13 protein-coding genes are annotated in these 15,553 nt (G+C 68.9%); 10 read left to right on the top strand and 3 right to left on the bottom strand.

All coding sequences use genetic code 11. From position 1 onward, the window contains the following. Positions 1–14: 14 nt before the first annotated feature. Positions 15–1,226 (top strand): cytochrome P450, encoded by a 1,212-nt coding sequence (locus EDD27_RS31960; protein ID WP_127935687.1) that lies wholly within the window; start codon positions 15–17, stop codon positions 1,224–1,226. Between the two features lie 7 nt (positions 1,227–1,233). Here the strand turns inward: EDD27_RS31960 and EDD27_RS31955 are convergent, their stop codons facing one another. Together EDD27_RS31955 and EDD27_RS31950 are read right to left on the bottom strand one after the other, a co-directional pair. Beyond that, a complete protein-coding gene (locus tag EDD27_RS31955) occupies positions 1,234–2,133 on the bottom strand; it encodes an aminoglycoside phosphotransferase family protein (RefSeq protein ID WP_127941099.1) in 900 nt (299 codons plus the stop codon). A gap of 133 nt (positions 2,134–2,266) precedes the next feature. Further along, positions 2,267–2,674: a VOC family protein gene (locus EDD27_RS31950; protein ID WP_127935686.1), complete on the bottom strand. Its 408-nt coding sequence runs from the start codon at positions 2,672–2,674 to the stop codon at positions 2,267–2,269. 360 nt (positions 2,675–3,034) lie between these two features. Between EDD27_RS31950 and EDD27_RS31945 the strand changes: the two genes are divergently transcribed. Together EDD27_RS31945 and EDD27_RS31940 are read left to right on the top strand one after the other, a co-directional pair. After that, positions 3,035–4,399 (top strand): cellulase family glycosylhydrolase, encoded by a 1,365-nt coding sequence (locus EDD27_RS31945; RefSeq protein ID WP_241564368.1) that lies wholly within the window; start codon positions 3,035–3,037, stop codon positions 4,397–4,399. Positions 4,400–4,676: 277 nt separating this feature from the next. Next, positions 4,677–6,737 (top strand): cellulase family glycosylhydrolase, encoded by a 2,061-nt coding sequence (locus tag EDD27_RS31940; RefSeq protein WP_206641749.1) that lies wholly within the window; start codon positions 4,677–4,679, stop codon positions 6,735–6,737. A gap of 158 nt (positions 6,738–6,895) precedes the next feature. Here EDD27_RS31940 and EDD27_RS31935 read toward each other — a convergent pair whose 3' ends face one another. Next, positions 6,896–7,852 (bottom strand): ankyrin repeat domain-containing protein, encoded by a 957-nt coding sequence (locus tag EDD27_RS31935; protein WP_127935684.1) that lies wholly within the window; start codon positions 7,850–7,852, stop codon positions 6,896–6,898. 232 nt (positions 7,853–8,084) lie between these two features. Here EDD27_RS31935 and EDD27_RS54670 point away from each other — a divergent pair, with 232 nt between their 5' ends. The 7 genes from EDD27_RS54670 to EDD27_RS31900 all read left to right on the top strand — a co-directional run bounded on the left by EDD27_RS54670 (position 8,085) and on the right by EDD27_RS31900 (position 15,457). Then, positions 8,085–8,243: a hypothetical protein gene (locus EDD27_RS54670; RefSeq protein WP_164903869.1), complete on the top strand. Its 159-nt coding sequence runs from the start codon at positions 8,085–8,087 to the stop codon at positions 8,241–8,243. Between the two features lie 195 nt (positions 8,244–8,438). Continuing rightward, positions 8,439–8,957, top strand: coding sequence for a (2Fe-2S)-binding protein (locus EDD27_RS31930; RefSeq protein ID WP_127935683.1), 519 nt, complete (start codon positions 8,439–8,441; stop codon positions 8,955–8,957). Positions 8,958–8,960: 3 nt separating this feature from the next. Further along, a complete protein-coding gene (locus tag EDD27_RS31925; RefSeq protein WP_127935682.1) occupies positions 8,961–9,950 on the top strand; it encodes an FAD binding domain-containing protein in 990 nt (329 codons plus the stop codon). After that, positions 9,947–12,154: a xanthine dehydrogenase family protein molybdopterin-binding subunit gene (locus EDD27_RS31920; protein ID WP_127935681.1), complete on the top strand. Its 2,208-nt coding sequence runs from the start codon at positions 9,947–9,949 to the stop codon at positions 12,152–12,154. The genes EDD27_RS31925 and EDD27_RS31920 overlap by 4 nt, the downstream gene beginning before the upstream one ends. Positions 12,155–12,536: 382 nt before the next feature. Next, entirely contained in the window at positions 12,537–13,316 is a 780-nt protein-coding gene (locus EDD27_RS31910) for an SDR family NAD(P)-dependent oxidoreductase (RefSeq protein WP_241564367.1), read from the top strand. A 135-nt stretch (positions 13,317–13,451) separates the two neighbouring features. Continuing rightward, on the top strand, positions 13,452–14,441 hold the full coding sequence (locus EDD27_RS31905; protein WP_206641748.1) for a LacI family DNA-binding transcriptional regulator: 990 nt from the start codon (positions 13,452–13,454) through the stop codon (positions 14,439–14,441). Continuing rightward, on the top strand, positions 14,438–15,457 hold the full coding sequence (locus EDD27_RS31900; RefSeq protein WP_127935679.1) for a LacI family DNA-binding transcriptional regulator: 1,020 nt from the start codon (positions 14,438–14,440) through the stop codon (positions 15,455–15,457). Before EDD27_RS31905 ends, EDD27_RS31900 begins: the two co-directional genes overlap by 4 nt. Positions 15,458–15,553 lie beyond the last annotated feature (96 nt).

Here is a 15,553-nt window from a genome sequence, read left to right as displayed (position 1 = left end):
CAGGAGTGCAGGCCATGACATCGCACAGCGCCTTCGAGCGGATCCTCGAGCCGTCGGGCCGCGCCGATCCGTATCCGCTCTTCGCCGAGCTCCGCAAGACCCCGGTGGCGCGGCAGGAGGACGGCACGTACGTCGTCAGCACGTACCGCGAGATCGTCGAACTGCTGCACGACCCGCGCGTCAGCTCCGACCGCCGCAACCGCCTCTCCACGGACGAGGCGCCGGACATGACACCCTCGTTCATCGGGCTCGACCCGCCGGAGCACGACCGGCTGCGCCGCCTGGCCATGCGCCACTTCGGACCGCCACACTCACCCGGCATGGTCGACGGGCTCCGCCCGGCATGCTTGCACCTCACCACCGAGCTGATCGACGGCATCGCCGGCAAACGCCAGGCCGACCTCGTCGACGAGGTCGCCTACCCGCTGCCGGTCGCGATGATCTGCCGGCTGCTCGGTGTCCCTGAGGAGGACGAGCCGCAGTTCCACGCCTGGGCGGACCAGATCATCGAGACGCTCGGACCGGGGGAGGAGGACCGGGCTGAGAGGGAACGGGAGCGCCAGGCCGTGGGACTGAAGCTGGAAGGCTACCTCGCCGGACTCGCCGAGGACCGCCGGCGGCAGCCAGGGGAGGACATGCTGTCCGGGTTCATGACCTATCGCGGCCCCGAGGGCGGGATGACGCCGCAGGAGGTCGTCTCCACCGCCGTGCTGCTGCTGATCGCCGGCCACGAGACCACCATCAACCTCATCGCCAACGGCATGCTCACCCTGCTGCGCCACCCTGACCAGCTGGAACGCCTCCGCGCCGAGTCAGGCCTCATCGTGCCCGCCGTCGAGGAACTGCTGCGCTACGAGCCGCCCGTACAACTCGTGTCCTCGAGAGTCGCCCTCGACGACATCAGCATCGCCGGCACCACCATCCCGGCCGGATCGCCCATCGTCCTCGCCCTGGCCGCGGGCAGCCGCGACCCCGCTCACGTGCCCGATCCCGACCGCTTCGACCCCTGCCGTGCCCGCAACGAGCACCTGGGCTTCGGCGGCGGCGTCCACTACTGCTTCGGCGCGCCGCTGGCCAGGATCGAGGCCCAGATCGTGCTGGCCGAGCTCGTCCGCAGGCTGCGCGGTCCCCGGCTCGTCGCCGACCCGCCTCCCTACCGGCCGAGCCCTGTCCTGCGCGGGCCGCGCCACCTGCTGATCGAATACGACGGCGTCGACCCCGCGTGAGCCCTGCTCAGGGGAGCGATTCGTCCGCCAGGATGCGTTCCACGGTGCGGTGCCCCATCCGGCTCATGCTCGGGTTGCTTTCGGCGTAATACCAGACCGCCCCCATCGCCTGTTGGAAGGCCCACGCCTTGCCTCGCTGCCATTCGAGGTCGTCGCAGCCGAGGTCGTCGCGGAGCACCTGCCGCGGCCCCGCATCGAGGAGATGCCACGCACTCACGAGATCCAGAGCAGGGTCGGCGGGGCCGAAGCCGCCCACGTCGAGGACGCCGGCCAGCCGGCCCGCCGACACGAGCACGTTGCCGGGAATGAGATCACCGTGCGTCATGACGTCCCCGGCCGGGCTGCGCGGCAGACTTCGCATGCGTGCCCACAGCCGGCGAAGGCGCGGCACATCCAGGAGATGCTCGCTCTGCCTGAAACAGGTTTCCATCCACGTGTCATGGGAGCGCAGGTCACCTCCTCGGCCGTTGCCGGCGAAGGTGCGGCCACGCGTGTCGACCGCGCGCAGGTCGCGGATGAGTTCAGCCAGATCGTGGGCGAAGGCGACCGATTGGGCGGGGTCCTTGTCGGTGGCCACGACGCCGGGCAGCCAGGTCTGCACCGACCACGGCAGCGGATAGCCCGCCCCGGGGCGGCCGAAGGCGACGGGTTCGGGTGTGGGAAACCGCGTACGACCCAGCAACTCGCGCGCTGCTTCCGCTTCGGACTCCAGCCGGCCCCGCATCGAGTCGATGTCTCCGGGCTGCAGCGGGAACCGAGCCGCGAACTGGTCGCCGATGCGGAAGATGGCGTTGACCGTCCCCTGGGCGGAGGCGCTCCTGACAGGCAGGCTCCGCCACTGGGGAAACTGCTCTGCCACCAACGTGCGCACCATCTCCAGCGACACCGTCAGCTGATCGGCATGCATTTTCACACGGGGAGCGTGCCGTGTTCCGACCTTGACCCGCAACCTGTTTCTGGGAGGGAGGCCTGATGTGACAAACCGGACGTTCCCGCGCCGGTACACCGTGGGCGATGTGTGGGGGACCACCTACCGCTGATCACGTGGAGGGATCTGCCTGATCGTCCCAACGCTGGGCGTTGTCGTCATTGAGCGTGCCGGGAGGATCCGGTATCACGCAGAACGGCAGGCCCGCCGGGTCCTGCATGACCCACCAGCGGTCGTGGACGTGTTGCACGCGCTTGGCGCCCAGTCTCTCCAGCCGGGCGACCTCCGCCTCCAGGTCGTCGGTGTGGATGTCGAGGTGCACCCGGCTCGATCCCTCCCCGAGCCGCTGGACCAGCAGCCCGAACTCTCCGCTGCCCAGGTCGGCGCCGTGGTACTCGGGAAAGCTGGCGTAGTGCGTCAGCGTCTGACCGGTCGCGGACTGCCAGAAGGCGACCTCCTCGGCATGGTCGGCCTCGCTGACATCGATCACGATCTTGCAGAGCCTGCTGTAGTGCGGCACGCGGGTCCCTCTCAGCCTCGTCGAGTCCGGGGAACGTGGTCACGCGGGCACGGATCCGCTCCCCGCCGTACCGTATGGGCAACTCGCAGCACGGGCAATCCGTGTGGAATTTTCATGGTCAGGCGGGCCCGGGGGAGCTGCCACGGAGACTATTGCCGCTGTGTTTTGCGAAGGTTTGGCCAGCTCGGCAGGTGCTTAACGGTTAAGTGGCCGGGTTCGGCGTTTATGGGCCGTAGTGGGGCGGTCTGGTAGTCGCTGTACGGGTGTGGCGGCTCTGCGTACATTCTGCGGTGCGTTTCCGTGGTCCTTCAGCTGCCGGCGTCGTTGCCGACCGTTGCGAAACCAGCGAGGAGATTCGAGATGAGATCCATGCCGTGGCTTGCCGCAGTCGGTGCGGCGCTCGTCGCCTTAGCCGTAGCGGTGGGCGCCGTCATGTTCACCGGCATCCCGCCCGCACATGCGGCCGTGGGGCTCCACGTCAGCGGCACGGACATCGTCGAGGCCAACGGCCAGAAGTTCGTCATGCGCGGGGTCAACCATCCACACGTCTGGTTCACGAGCCAGACCAAGTCGTTCGCCGACATCAAGGCGCTCGGGGCCAACACCGTGCGCGTGGTCCTGGGCAGCGGCAAGCGCTGGGGGCCGTCCACCGACGTCGCCAATGTGATCTCCCTGTGCAAGCAGAACCGGCTGATCTGCGTCCTGGAGGTGCACGACACCACCGGATACGGCGAGGAGGGCGCGGCCGCCTCGCTCGACGAGGCGGCCGACTACTGGATCAGCCAGAAGAGCGCGCTGGTCGGCCAGGAGAACCACGTCGTCATCAACATCGGCAACGAGCCGATCGGCAACAACAACGCCGCCCAGTGGACCAGCGCGACCACCGCCGCCATCCAGAAGATGCGCAGCAACGGCTTCGAGCACCTGCTCATGGTCGACGCGCCGAACTGGGGCCAGGACTGGCAGTACGTCATGCGCGACAACGCCCAGACGATCCTGAACGCGGACAGCAAGCGCAACACCGTGCTGTCCATCCACATGTACGCCGTGTTCAACAGCGCCGCGGCGATCACCGACTACCTCAACCGGTTCCGGGACAACGGGTGGCCGCTGGTCATCGGCGAGTTCGGCTGGCGGTTCGGCGCCAACGAGGTGGATCACGAAACGCTGCTGTCCGAGGCGGTGTCGCGCGGCCTCGGCTACCTCGGCTGGTCCTGGAGCGGCAACACCGATCCGATCCTGGACATGGCGGCCGGCTTCGACCCCAACCAGCTCACCACCTGGGGCCAGCGGATCTTCAACGGCGCCAACGGCATCAAGGCCACGGCAAAGGAGGCCACCATCTACAGCGGTGGCGCCACCCCGACGGTGACCTCGACCACTCCGACGAGCACGCCCACGTCATCGGGCTCGTGCCGGGTGGCGTACGTGATGAACACCTGGAACACCGGCTTCACGACCAACATCACGGTCACGAACACCGGCAGCTCGACGATCAACGGCTGGCGGCTGGTCTTCACCCTGCCCGGCGGGCAGACCATCACCAACGGCTGGAGCGCGTCGTACGCGCCGACCAGCGGTCAGGTCACCGCGACCAACGCCGGCTGGAACGGCAACCTCGCGCCAGGCGGCTCCACCACCGTCGGCTTCCAGGCCACCCACACCGGCAACACGACCGAACCCGCCTCCTTCACCCTCAACGGAGCCCCCTGCCAGGTGGCGTGACCCGCTGATGCATCCGTGGCGTGCCACCGCCGCATCGCGAGCGGTGGCACGTGCGCAGGCCGCTTCCGCGCGCGGCGCCAAGGGAGCGGCGCCTCACGCGAGCGCGCCCGTGCCGGCGGCTGCGCCGAGCAGCACGCTACGCGACTGCGGGAGGACAGTGGCCCCTGCCGCCTCATCTGCGCAGTGAAACTTTCACGCTTTCTGTACACGCACCGGAAACCGGCCAAACATGGATCACTGCGCTCCCATAGGGCGCTCCTTCCACGGAGGCTTGAAGGTGAAGACATTACGTTTGTGGGCTCTGTCCGCAGTGGCCGCGCTTCTGGCGGCGATCGGCGTGGCCGTCGCCTCGCCCGCTGCCCACGCGGTGGTCGCCTGTTCCGTGACCTACGCCAAGGCCTGGGACAACGGCAGCGGGTTCGGCGCCAACATCACGATCAAAAACCTCGGCGACCCGGTCAGCCCGTGGACGCTGCGCTACACCTGGCCCGGCAATCAGCAGGTCACCCAGGGCTGGGGCGGGACCTGGACGCAATCCGGCCAGACCGTGACCGTGACCGCGCCGTCGTACGCCCAGAGCCTGGGAACGGGGGCCAGCGTCACCATCGGCTTCAACGGCAGCTACAGCGGCACCAACACCAACCCCGCCGCTTTCACCGTCAACGGCGTGGCCTGCGGCGGCACCGGCGGTACCCCGACGCCCACCCCGACTCCTACGCCCACGACGACTCCGACGTCGACGCCCGGCAACGCACAGGCTGTCGTGGCCGCGATGCAGCCTGGCTGGAACCTGGGCAACTCCCTCGACGCGACCGGCGCGGACGAGACCTCGTGGGGCAACCCGCGGATCACGCAGGCGCTGCTCCACAACGTCAGGGCACAGGGCTTCAACAGCATCCGGATCCCGGTGACCTGGGGTCAGCACCAGGGTGGAGCGCCCAGCTACACCATCGACGCGACGTACATGAACCGGGTGAAAGAGGTCGTCGACTGGGCTCTCGCCGAGGGCTTCTACGTGATGATCAATATCCATCACGATTCGTGGCAGTGGATCCAGAACATGCCGGGCGACCGGACGAACGTCCTGGCTCGGTACAACGCGATCTGGACCCAGATCGCGAGCACGTTCCGGAGCTCCTCTCCCAAGCTGTTGTTCGAGAGCGTCAACGAGCCGACGTTCACCGGCAGTTCCGGAGACGCCCAGAACGCGACGCTGCTCAATGAGCTCAACACGTCCTTCCGCACTATCGTGCGCCAGTCGGGCGGCAACAACGCGACTCGGTTGCTCGTCATGCCGACCCTGCACACGTCGGCCGACCAGGCCAGAGTCGACGAGCTGGTCAGCACGTTCAACGCGATGAACGACCCCAACCTGATCGCGACGGTGCACTTCTACGGGTACTGGCCGTTCAGCGTCAACGTCGCCGGCGGCACCCGCTTCGACGCCACCGTTCAGCAGGACCTGACCGGCGCCTTCGACCGGGTGCACAACGCCTTCACGGCGCGCGGTATCCCCGTGATCATCGGTGAGTACGGCCTGCTGGGCTTCGACCGGCACACCGGCACGATCCAGCAGGGCGAGAAACTGAAGTTCTTCGAGTTCCTCGGCTACTACGCACGTACCAAGCAGATCACCACCATGCTGTGGGACAACGGCCAGCACTTCAACCGGACCTCGTTCCAGTGGTCCGATCCCGAGCTGTTCGCGCAGATCAAGTCCAGCTGGACGACGCGCTCGGGTACGGCTTCGTCGGATCAGGTGTACAACGCGAGGTCGACCGCCATCACGAGCAAGACGCTCACGCTGAACCTGAACGGCACCTCGTTCGTGGGCATCCGCCACGGAAGCACAGACCTGGTGCGCGGTACCGACTACACCGTCTCCGGCGACCAGCTCACGTTCACGGCATCCGCGCTCACCCGCCTGACGGGTTCTCGGGCCTATGGCGTCAACGCGACGCTGTCGGCTCGGTTCTCCCAGGGCGTCCCGTGGCGGATCGACATCATCACCTACGACACGCCGACAGTGCAGAACGCGAGCGGAACGACGAGCTCCTTCGCCATCCCGACCACCTTCAAGGGTGACCAGCTCGCCACCATGGAGGCAAAGTACGCCGACGGCTCCAACGCCGGGCCCCACACCTGGACGTCCTTCAAGGAGTTCGACGTCACGTTCGCGCCCAACTACAGCGCCAACACCATCACGCTGAGACCGGCCTTCTTCGCCGAAGTCAATGACGGCTCACAGGTCACGCTCACCCTCCACTTCTGGAGCGGCGCGACCGTGACCTACTTCGTCACCAAGTCGGGAACCGCGGTCACCGGCACCACGAGCTGATCGAGCGGGCTTCCCGTCTCCGGCGGGCCACGGTTCAGGAGTCCGGATCGTGGCCCGCCCAGGCCACAGGGTGTAGCACCAGCGGCGGAGCGTCCGCGCTCGGCGACGGCCGCCTTGTCACGCCGCCATCCGGATTCCGAGAACGCGGCAGCCGCTGGTCAGTGCCGGTAGTCCCCGTCGGGCAGCCGCACGTGCGTGTCGGGATCGGTGATCGCCCGGGCGTCGGTCGGGCGCAGTCCCGCGCCGGCGAAGCAGTAGGCCTCGGCGTGGCCGACGTACAGGTATTTGAGCAGGATCTCCTCGGCCGAGTCGTCGGAGGACACGTCGCCGCCGCCCGGGTGGGTGTCCCAGGCCACGTCCTCGCCGTCGCGGTAGACGCAGCCCTGGTTGCCGCTCTTGGGGTTGGCGTACATGCCGTAGGCGACCGTGCCTGCCGACAGTGCCTTCATGACGCCGGGAGTCGAGGCCATGTAGCCCCATTGCTGGCTGACGACGCAGCCGCCGGGCACGTCGGTGAGGCCGATGAACTGCATGGCCTCATCGTCGAACGGGTCGATCTCTTCCAGCTCTTCCTCGTCGGCGGGTTCGCCGGCCAAACGCGCGGCCGCCTCGGCGGCGGTGATGCCGCGGACGCACGCCAGGCTGAAACCGTCCCCCTCGATGCCGCCCAGCGCGCCGCTCAGGCGGTCGGCCTCCGCCACGGCGGCGGTCTCGGCCTCGGTCAGGCCGGCATGACCCGGCGGGAACGGGAAGAACAGGCCGGGCGTGGGCCCCGCCAGGCTGAGCCGCCCGGGCGACCAGCCGCCCATCATGGGCCGCCACGGGTCGGCGCCGGCGGCGACGAGGGCACGGGCGTTCTCCGGCCGGTCGTTGAAGACCGCCTCCCAGAGCGCGGTGCGGCCCTCGCACTCCGCGTCGACGTCATCGACCCGGCCGGCCAGCTCGGCGACCACCTCCGCCGAGCCGTGCTCCGCCGCGGTGTGCAGCGGCCGCTCGAAGGCATATGGCCCATGGTTCGGATCGGCGCCCGCATCGAGCCTGGCGCGGACAAGAGCGAGGTCCTCCCAGGAATGCCACCCTAAATCGGACCATCCGGCGGTTTCATTGGCGGTCATGACAGCTCCTTCGAGATCACGTGCGCGGACATGAGCGGGGCCATCATGGCGGAGGGCACGGACAATTTCCGGACGTCAGTCGTTGCGCCGGCACAGACTCTTGACCGTCCATGCGACAGGACTTGACTGACTCTGGTGTTGATGCCGGGTAGCGTAAGGGCCTCTTAGTCCAGCTTCTGCATGGTTTCGCCGGAGATGACGCCTGTTTCGTCCTTGGCGGCTGGAGACTCAGATGTCCGATACCTGCCTGGCCCTGCATGTCAACGACCATCACGAAGCGCCCGTCCTTCAGCGGGACGGGGAGTTGGACCTGGCGACGGAGTGCGTCTTCATGGGTGCCTGCGCCGACCTGCCGGCACACGACGTGGTCCTGACTGGGGACTCGGACTAGGGAAACCACGGATGCCGGTGAGCGCGCGCCGCAGCAGACTCGCACTCTGACACGGTTCCGCTCACAGTCCGATCAAAACCGCCTATCGCGAGGCGACAGCCGGCCGCCGGCCACAGCGCACGACGGCGGCCGCAGTTCCATCGCACGTCAGAACGTCCAGCGGTCGAAGCGCTCTTAGTAGGGAATCGAGGCCCCATGAAGGCAGCGCAAAGCGCGACACATCCGTACGACGAGGAATCGCTCACGGTGCCACAGGCGGAGGTCACCCTCCATGTCAACGGCGCCTCTCACAGACTGCGGCTCGATGCCCGTGTCACCTTGCTGGACGCCCTGCGCGACCATCTGGGGCTGACGGGGGCGAAGAAGGGTTGCGATCAGGGTGCCTGTGGCGCTTGCACGGTGCTGGTCGATGGCAAGCGGGTGGTGTCGTGCCTGATGCTCGCGGCCCAGTGCGAGGACCGCGAGGTCACCACTGTCGAGGGACTCTCGGAGGGAGACACGCCCCATCCGATGCAGGCGGCCTTCGCCCGGCACGACGCGTTCCAGTGCGGCTACTGCACTCCGGGGCAGGTCATGTCGGCGGTGTCGCTGCTGGCCGAGGGCCGGGCCGGTTCCGAGGAGGACATCTGTGAGTTCATGAGCGGCAATCTGTGCCGCTGCGGGGCCTATCCGAATATTCGCGCGGCGATCCGTGACGTGGCGGCGGGGGGCTGAAGGATGCGTCCGTTCGAATACGTCAGGGCGGCCGACGTGGGTCAGGCCGTGACCATGGTCAGCGCCGACCCGGACACCTCCTACCTGGCGGGCGGCACCACGCAGGTCGACCTGATGAAGGACGGCGTGCTCGGTCCCGGCCGGCTGGTCGACATCACCCGGCTGCCGCTGGGCGGTATCACGCACACCGGCTCGGCCATCCGCGTCGGCGCGCTCGCCACGATGGAGGAACTGGCCGCCGATCCCGTTGTGATCGAGCGGCTGCCTTTCGTCAGGGAGGCGCTCCTGCTCGGTGCCTCCACCCAGTTGCGCAACCTGGCCACCATCGGCGGCAACCTGCTCCAGCGGGCCCGGTGCCGCTACTTCCGCGACCCTACGGTCGAGGCGTGCAACAAGCGGAATCCTGGGTCGGGATGCGCCGCGATCACCGGGTTCGCCCGCATGCACGCCATCTTGGGCACCAGCGACCACTGCATCGCCCTGCACGCCTCCGACGTCGCGGTCCCGCTGGCCGCGCTGGACGCCGTGGTCCATGTCCAGGGACTGGACGGCCCGCGCAGCGTCCCGCTGACCCAGTTCCACCTTCCGCCGGGCGACACCCCGCAGATCGAGAACGTGCTGCGCCACGGCGAGCTGATCACCGCGGTTGAGGTGCCTCTGCTGCCGGCGGGGGCCAGGTCTCACTACCTGAAGGTGCGCGACCGCGTCTCCTACGAGTTCGCGCTGACCTCGGCCGGCGCAGCGCTGGTGATGGAGGACGGTCTCATCAGGGAGGCTCGGGTGGCGCTGGGCGGCGTCGGCACCATCCCGTGGCGGGCCTGGGACGCCGAGGACGTCCTGCGCGAAGCACCGGCCGGCCGTGAGACGTTCCGCGCCGCCGCCGACGCCGCCCTGGAGGGCGCCAGAACGCTGCCCGGCACGGCGTTCAAGGTGGAGTTGGCCAAGCGGACCCTCGTCCGCACGCTGGAGACCATCGCAGGAGTACAAGCATGACCGCAGACAGCCTCCCGCTGATCGGTGCGGGCCTGGACCGGGTGGACGCCCCGCTGAAGGTGACGGGCAGCGCACACTACCCCAACGACTTCGGCTATCCCGGCATGGTGCACGCCGCTCTGGTGCGCGCCACCATCGCCGCCGGGCGGATCAGCGCCATCGACACCTCGCAGGCGCAGGCCGCGCCGGGCGTGCTGACCGTCATCACCCATCTGACCGCGCCGCGGCTGGAGCGCGGGCCGATGACGCTGCTGGGGCCGTCCCCGCCGGCTCCGCTCCAGGACGACCGCATCCTGCACTACGGGCAGCACGTGGCCATCGTGGTGGCCGACACCGCGGAGCAGGCCAGGCACGCCGCCTCGCTGGTGCGGGTGGAGTACGAGACGGCCAAGGCCCTGCTCGACCTCGACGACCCGCGAGCAGAGGTTCTCACCGATCCGTGGAGCCTGGACACCGATCGTGGTGATTTGGATGCCGGGTTCGCCGCGGCCGACGTCGTGGTGGAGGGCACCTACACCACGCCGGACAACACCAACAATCCGCTCGGGCTGATGTCCACGATCGCCCTCTGGCACGGTGACTCAGTCACGGTGCACGACTCCACCCAGTGGCCGCACAACGTGCGCACCTCGCTGGCGCAGATCTTCAAGGTGCCCGAGAGCGGCATCCGAGTGCTGGCCCCGTACGTGGGCGGTGGTTTCGGTGCTGGGCTGCGTATGTGGCCGCACGTCATCTTGACCGTGCTGGCGGCGCGTGAGCTGGGGCGGCCGGTGAAGCTGGTGCTCACCCGGCCGGAGATGTTCACCTCGGTGGGCCATCGCCCGAACAGCGTCATGCGCTTCAAGATCGGCGCCACGAGGGATGGCGAGTTGGTCGCGATCGACGCCGATGGCGTCTCGTCGGTGGCGATGGAGGACGATGACTACGAGCCGGTCTCGCTGTGCGCGGCCGTCTCCTACGCCTGCCCGAACGTGCGGACCCGAGACCGGCAGGTACGGCTGAACATCCCCTGCCCCGGATCCATGCGGGCCCCCGCGGAGGGGCAGGGCAACTTCGCCTTGGAGTCGGCCATCGACGAGCTCGCCCATAAGCTCGGCATGGACCCGCTGGAGTTGCGGCTTCGGAACTTCGCCGAGGTGGACCCGCTGTCCGGCCTGCCCTGGTCGAGCAACGCGCTGCGGGAGTGCTACCGGCAAGGCGCCGAGCGGTTCGGCTGGTCGCGGCGCTCGCCGGAGCCGGGCTCGATGCGCGAGGGGCGCCGGCTGGTCGGCTACGGCCTGGCCGCGGTCTCCTATCCCGCCTATCAGGTGCCCTGCCAGGCCCGCGCCTCGCTGCACCGCGACGGGTCGGCGTTCGTGCGCAGCGCGGCCACTGACATCGGGACCGGGACCTACACGGTGATGACGCAGCTGGTGGCCGAACTTCTGGGCCTTCCCACCTCGCGGGTGCGGTTCGACCTGGGCGATTCCGACATGCCGTACTCGCCGCAGGCCGGCGGGTCCGGTCTCACCGGCGCGCTCGGCAACGCCGTCCACGCCGCCTGCCGGCGCCTGCTGCGGGAGTTTCTCGATCTGGTCGGCGACGACGCCGACTCGCCGCTGCGCGGGGCCGGGCTCGGCGACGTCACGGTGAGCGAGGGCTGCATCCACCGTATCGGCGCGCCTGACCAGGGCGAGGCGTACACCGACATTCTGGCCCGCCATGGTCTGGAGGGGCTGAGCGCCGACGGCAGGAGCATCCCGCCGCAGTCCGAGGAGCTGGGGATGGCGATCGCGGGTGCGTTCGGGGCCAAGTTCGTCGAGGTGCGGATCGATCCCGACCTGGGGCTGTTGCGGGTGGCGCGGGTGGTCTCGGCGATCGACGGCGGCAGGATACTCAACGAGAAGACGGCCACCAGCCAGATCACCGGCGGCACGGTCGGCGGCATCAGCCAGGCCATGTTCGAGGACACGGCCACCGACCGGGAGACCGGCCGCATCGCCAACGCCACCTTCGGCGACTACCTCATCCCTGTGAACGCCGACGTCCCGGACATGGACGTGATCTTTGTGGGCGGCCCCGACCGGGCGACCCCGGTCGGCACCAAGGGAGTCGGTGAGGTCGGCCTGGTCGGCCTGGCGGCGGCCATCGCCAACGCCGTCCACCACGCCACGGGGCGGCGCATCCGCTCCTTGCCGATCACCATCGACCAGCTGCTGCTCTGACACCTCGTCCGAAGGGCTGATCGCCGGCTTTCTCGACCGCGCCTGGCGACCATGGCCCTTCACCAGATCCACCAGCACCACGACCCAGGGCCCGGCACTGCGCTGAACAGCCCGTGCCGCCTGCAAGGACGCAGATCCCGGCCTGTTCTTCCCGCTCACCTGGAACGACGGGCCGGGGTCACCCCGACGATCAGGCGCGGCGCATCTGCCAGGGATGCCCAAACGTGTTGTCCCACACCGACCGCGCCCACCTGGTGAGCAACGTCGTCGGCCACGCCTCGGCTCCCGAGGTCACCGCCGACATGAAGAAGAAGGTCGTGGATTACTGAAGCAACATCCACAAGGACCTGGCACGCTGTCTGGTGCGGAGGTGTCCGACGAGATGACATCCCGGAACGCTGACGAGACAGCGGTCGTGCTGACCGGCGCGACCAGTGGTATCGGTCAGGCCACCGCCAGGCTGCTGGCGTCGCGAACCTCCCGGTTGTTCGTGCACGGACCTCAGCGGCTGAGCGAGATCGCCGGGCTGCTGGCGGAGCTGCGAGCCGCCAGCAGGGGGGAGGTGCACTACGTGCAGGCCGACTTCGACGGACTGGCCGCCGTCGAAAAACTGGCCGCCGAGATCTCGAATCGAACCGATCGGGTCGATGTGCTGGTCAACAACGCCGGCCGACCGGGATCGCCGCGGCGATCGGTGGGCGGCGACGCTGAGGCCGGCTATCGTGAGGCGATCGACCGGTTCGCCGGCACGCGGCTCCGACCGGAGCTCGCCCGCTCCCACCTTCTCTACGGCGAGTGGTTGCGCCGCGAGCGACGCCTGAGCGAGGCGCGTGAGCGGCTGCGCACCGCGCACGAGCTGTTCACGACCATGGGCCTCGGGGCGTTCGCCGACCGCGCGGCGCGCGAGTTGGAGGCCGCCGGGATAAGCGTTCGGAAACGAGAGGCCGTGACCAGCGGCGGCCTCACTCCTCTGGAGGAGCAGGTGGCCCGGCTCGCCAGCGAGGGCCTTACGAACGCCGAGATCGGCAGCCGGCTCTTCGTGAGCTCGCGCACTGTCGAGTATCACCTGCACAAGGTCTTTGCCAAGACAGGAATCAGGTCTCGCAACGCGCTTGCCATGGTCCTGCGCCGGCGATCCGGAAGCCGTACGGGCGTCGCCTGACTCGGTGCCGCCACCGTCACTTCCGCCGTGACCGGTACGCCACGATGCCGGCCGCCGTCCCCCGGATCCAGCGGCAATGTGATGACGATGCGCCCGAACGGCAGTGGTCTTAACGGAATGCTGAGAGGTGCTCACGTGACCTACGCTGTACGCATGCGCGTGACGATGCGGGAGGTGGCGGATCGGGCCGGCGTCTCGATCAAGACCGTCTCCCGTGTGGTGAATGGCGAACCCCACATCCGTCCGGAGAAGGTGCGACGGGTGCATGCGGCGATCGACGAGCTCGGCTGGGTTCCCAACCGGACGGCCCGGGCGCTCAGGACCGGGTTGATCGGCGTGGTCGGCATCGCCGTCACCGAGTTGCGCCGCCCGTATCTCGCGGGTCTCGTCGAGGCGCTCGTCACCGAGGCCGATCGTTGCGGCATGCTTGCCGCGGTCGAGCCGACACACGGCGACCCGGTCCGGCTGGAGGCGGTCCTCGCCGCTCGGGGGAAGACGTTCGACGGCGTGGTGCTCATCGGCCCGGCGGCGCCGGCCGGCGACGGGTTGGACGATCGCCCGGTGGTCGTCGTGCAAGGCGGCGCGGCCGAGGTGGACAGCGTCGACGAGGACGTGGCGGAGGCGGCGGCGCTGGTGGCCCGCCACCTCGCCGTCATGGGGCGGTCGCGCCCGGCTCTGCTCGGCGCGGATCAGCCTCGGATGCGCGCGGCTTTCGCCGAATCGGGCATCGACGCGGCTGCCGTACCGGCTGTGGATCTCGGTGAGGTGGCCGACCGGCGCGCCGGCGCGCGAGCCGCCGTACACGTCCTGGAGCAGCATCCGGACGTTGACGCGCTGGTGTGTGTCAACGACGAGGTGGCGCTCGGGGCACTCGCGGCGCTCGTCAAACAGGGAGTGGATGTTCCGGGACAGGTGGCGGCCGTCGGGTACGGCAACCTGGAGGACGGACGGTTCTCGACACCGTCGCTCACCACCATCGACCCCGGACCGGCCCGGTTGGCGCGCAGCGCGCTGGAATTGCTCACCGATCGCCTCGCCGGTACGGCACCGCGACAGCCCCGTGCGGTCGTGTCACCGGTCGAGCTGGTGCGCCGTGAGTCCACGCTCGGCCGGGATCCCCGATGAAGCGCCCAACGCTCGCCGATGTCGCCGCGCGGGCCGGGGTCTCGGCGAAGACGGTGTCCAATGTCCTCCTCGGACGCCCGCATGTCTCGGCCGCCACCCGGGCCAAGGTTCAGGCCGTGATCGAGGAGATCGGCTACGAGGCGGGACATGCCACGAGCCAGGCCGGACGAGGGCTCGCCTCCGGCCGGACCGGCCGGATCGCCGTCGTCGTGCCGAACCTCCACCAGCCGTACTTCGCGGAGAACGCCGAGCGTCTCATCCTCGCGCTGGCCCAGCGCGGGTTCACCAGCACGCTGCGGATCGCCCATGACAGGACCGGTGAACGCGACGCGGTCCTCGGCGTGACGACAACCGACGTCGACGGTGTCATCGTCTGCCCGCACCACCTGTCCGACGAGTTGCTCGCCGGCGCCGCCCCGCGGCGCCCGGCCGTGGCCCTCGGCGGTTATCCGATCAAGACGCTTGATTGTGTGTTGATGGGGGAGTACGCGGGATTCGTGGCGATCACTCGACATCTGCTGGCCGACGGTCGAAGGCGGCTGGCGTTCGTGTGGAACGGTCCGGTGGGCGCCGCCCCGATCTCAGACCGGTACGCCGGCTTCCTTGCCGCGCTGGAGGAGCACGGCGTCGAGCACGACCCGTCGCTCGTCGCCAACAGCTCGGACGTGGACCGCAGAGCCTCGGGCTACGAGGCGATGGTCGGGCTGCTGCGGCGCTCCGGCCCCCGGTTCGACGCCGCGGTGTGCGGCAACGACACGATCGCCGTGGGGGTGCTGAAAGCCCTGCACATGCACGGGATCCGCGTCCCCGAGGACGTCGCGGTCACCGGCTTCGACGACACGGACGAAGGTGAGTTCACCATTCCGTCGCTGTCGTCGGTGAGCCCCGACCAGGGCGCGATGGTCGCCGCCGCCCTCGACCTGCTCATCGAGCGCCTCGACGGTTACGACGGCGAGGCCCGGCAGGTGCACACCGGAATGCATTTGGTGATCCGCGACTCGTCCGCGTCGACCTGATCCACCCTCCCTGGTTTGACTCACAGGTCGGCCGTCGCCTTGTTTGTCTTGTCATTGACAACGCTGAATGGCCACACCTAACATCGCTGAAACATT

This window comes from Nonomuraea polychroma, assembly GCF_004011505.1.
GTDB classification, from domain to species: domain Bacteria; phylum Actinomycetota; class Actinomycetes; order Streptosporangiales; family Streptosporangiaceae; genus Nonomuraea; species Nonomuraea polychroma.
Note: the sequence above shows the minus strand (reverse complement) of the source record. Positions and strands in the feature narration are given on the sequence as shown.

Excerpts from the sequence above, each read along its gene's own strand:
- EDD27_RS54670 (WP_164903869.1), top strand. The coding sequence starts at position 8,085 with ATGTCCGATACCTGCCTGGCCCTGCATGTCAACGACCATCACGAAGCG.
- EDD27_RS31930 (WP_127935683.1), top strand. The coding sequence starts at position 8,439 with ATGAAGGCAGCGCAAAGCGCGACACATCCGTACGACGAGGAATCGCTC.
- EDD27_RS31955 (WP_127941099.1), bottom strand. The coding sequence starts at position 2,133 with ATGCATGCCGATCAGCTGACGGTGTCGCTGGAGATGGTGCGCACGTTG.
- EDD27_RS31910 (WP_241564367.1), top strand. The coding sequence starts at position 12,537 with ATGACATCCCGGAACGCTGACGAGACAGCGGTCGTGCTGACCGGCGCG.
- EDD27_RS31945 (WP_241564368.1), top strand. The coding sequence starts at position 3,035 with ATGAGATCCATGCCGTGGCTTGCCGCAGTCGGTGCGGCGCTCGTCGCC.
- EDD27_RS31920 (WP_127935681.1), top strand. The coding sequence starts at position 9,947 with ATGACCGCAGACAGCCTCCCGCTGATCGGTGCGGGCCTGGACCGGGTG.
- EDD27_RS31960 (WP_127935687.1), top strand. The coding sequence starts at position 15 with ATGACATCGCACAGCGCCTTCGAGCGGATCCTCGAGCCGTCGGGCCGC.
- EDD27_RS31900 (WP_127935679.1), top strand. The coding sequence starts at position 14,438 with ATGAAGCGCCCAACGCTCGCCGATGTCGCCGCGCGGGCCGGGGTCTCG.
- EDD27_RS31925 (WP_127935682.1), top strand. The coding sequence starts at position 8,961 with ATGCGTCCGTTCGAATACGTCAGGGCGGCCGACGTGGGTCAGGCCGTG.
- EDD27_RS31935 (WP_127935684.1), bottom strand. The coding sequence starts at position 7,852 with ATGACCGCCAATGAAACCGCCGGATGGTCCGATTTAGGGTGGCATTCC.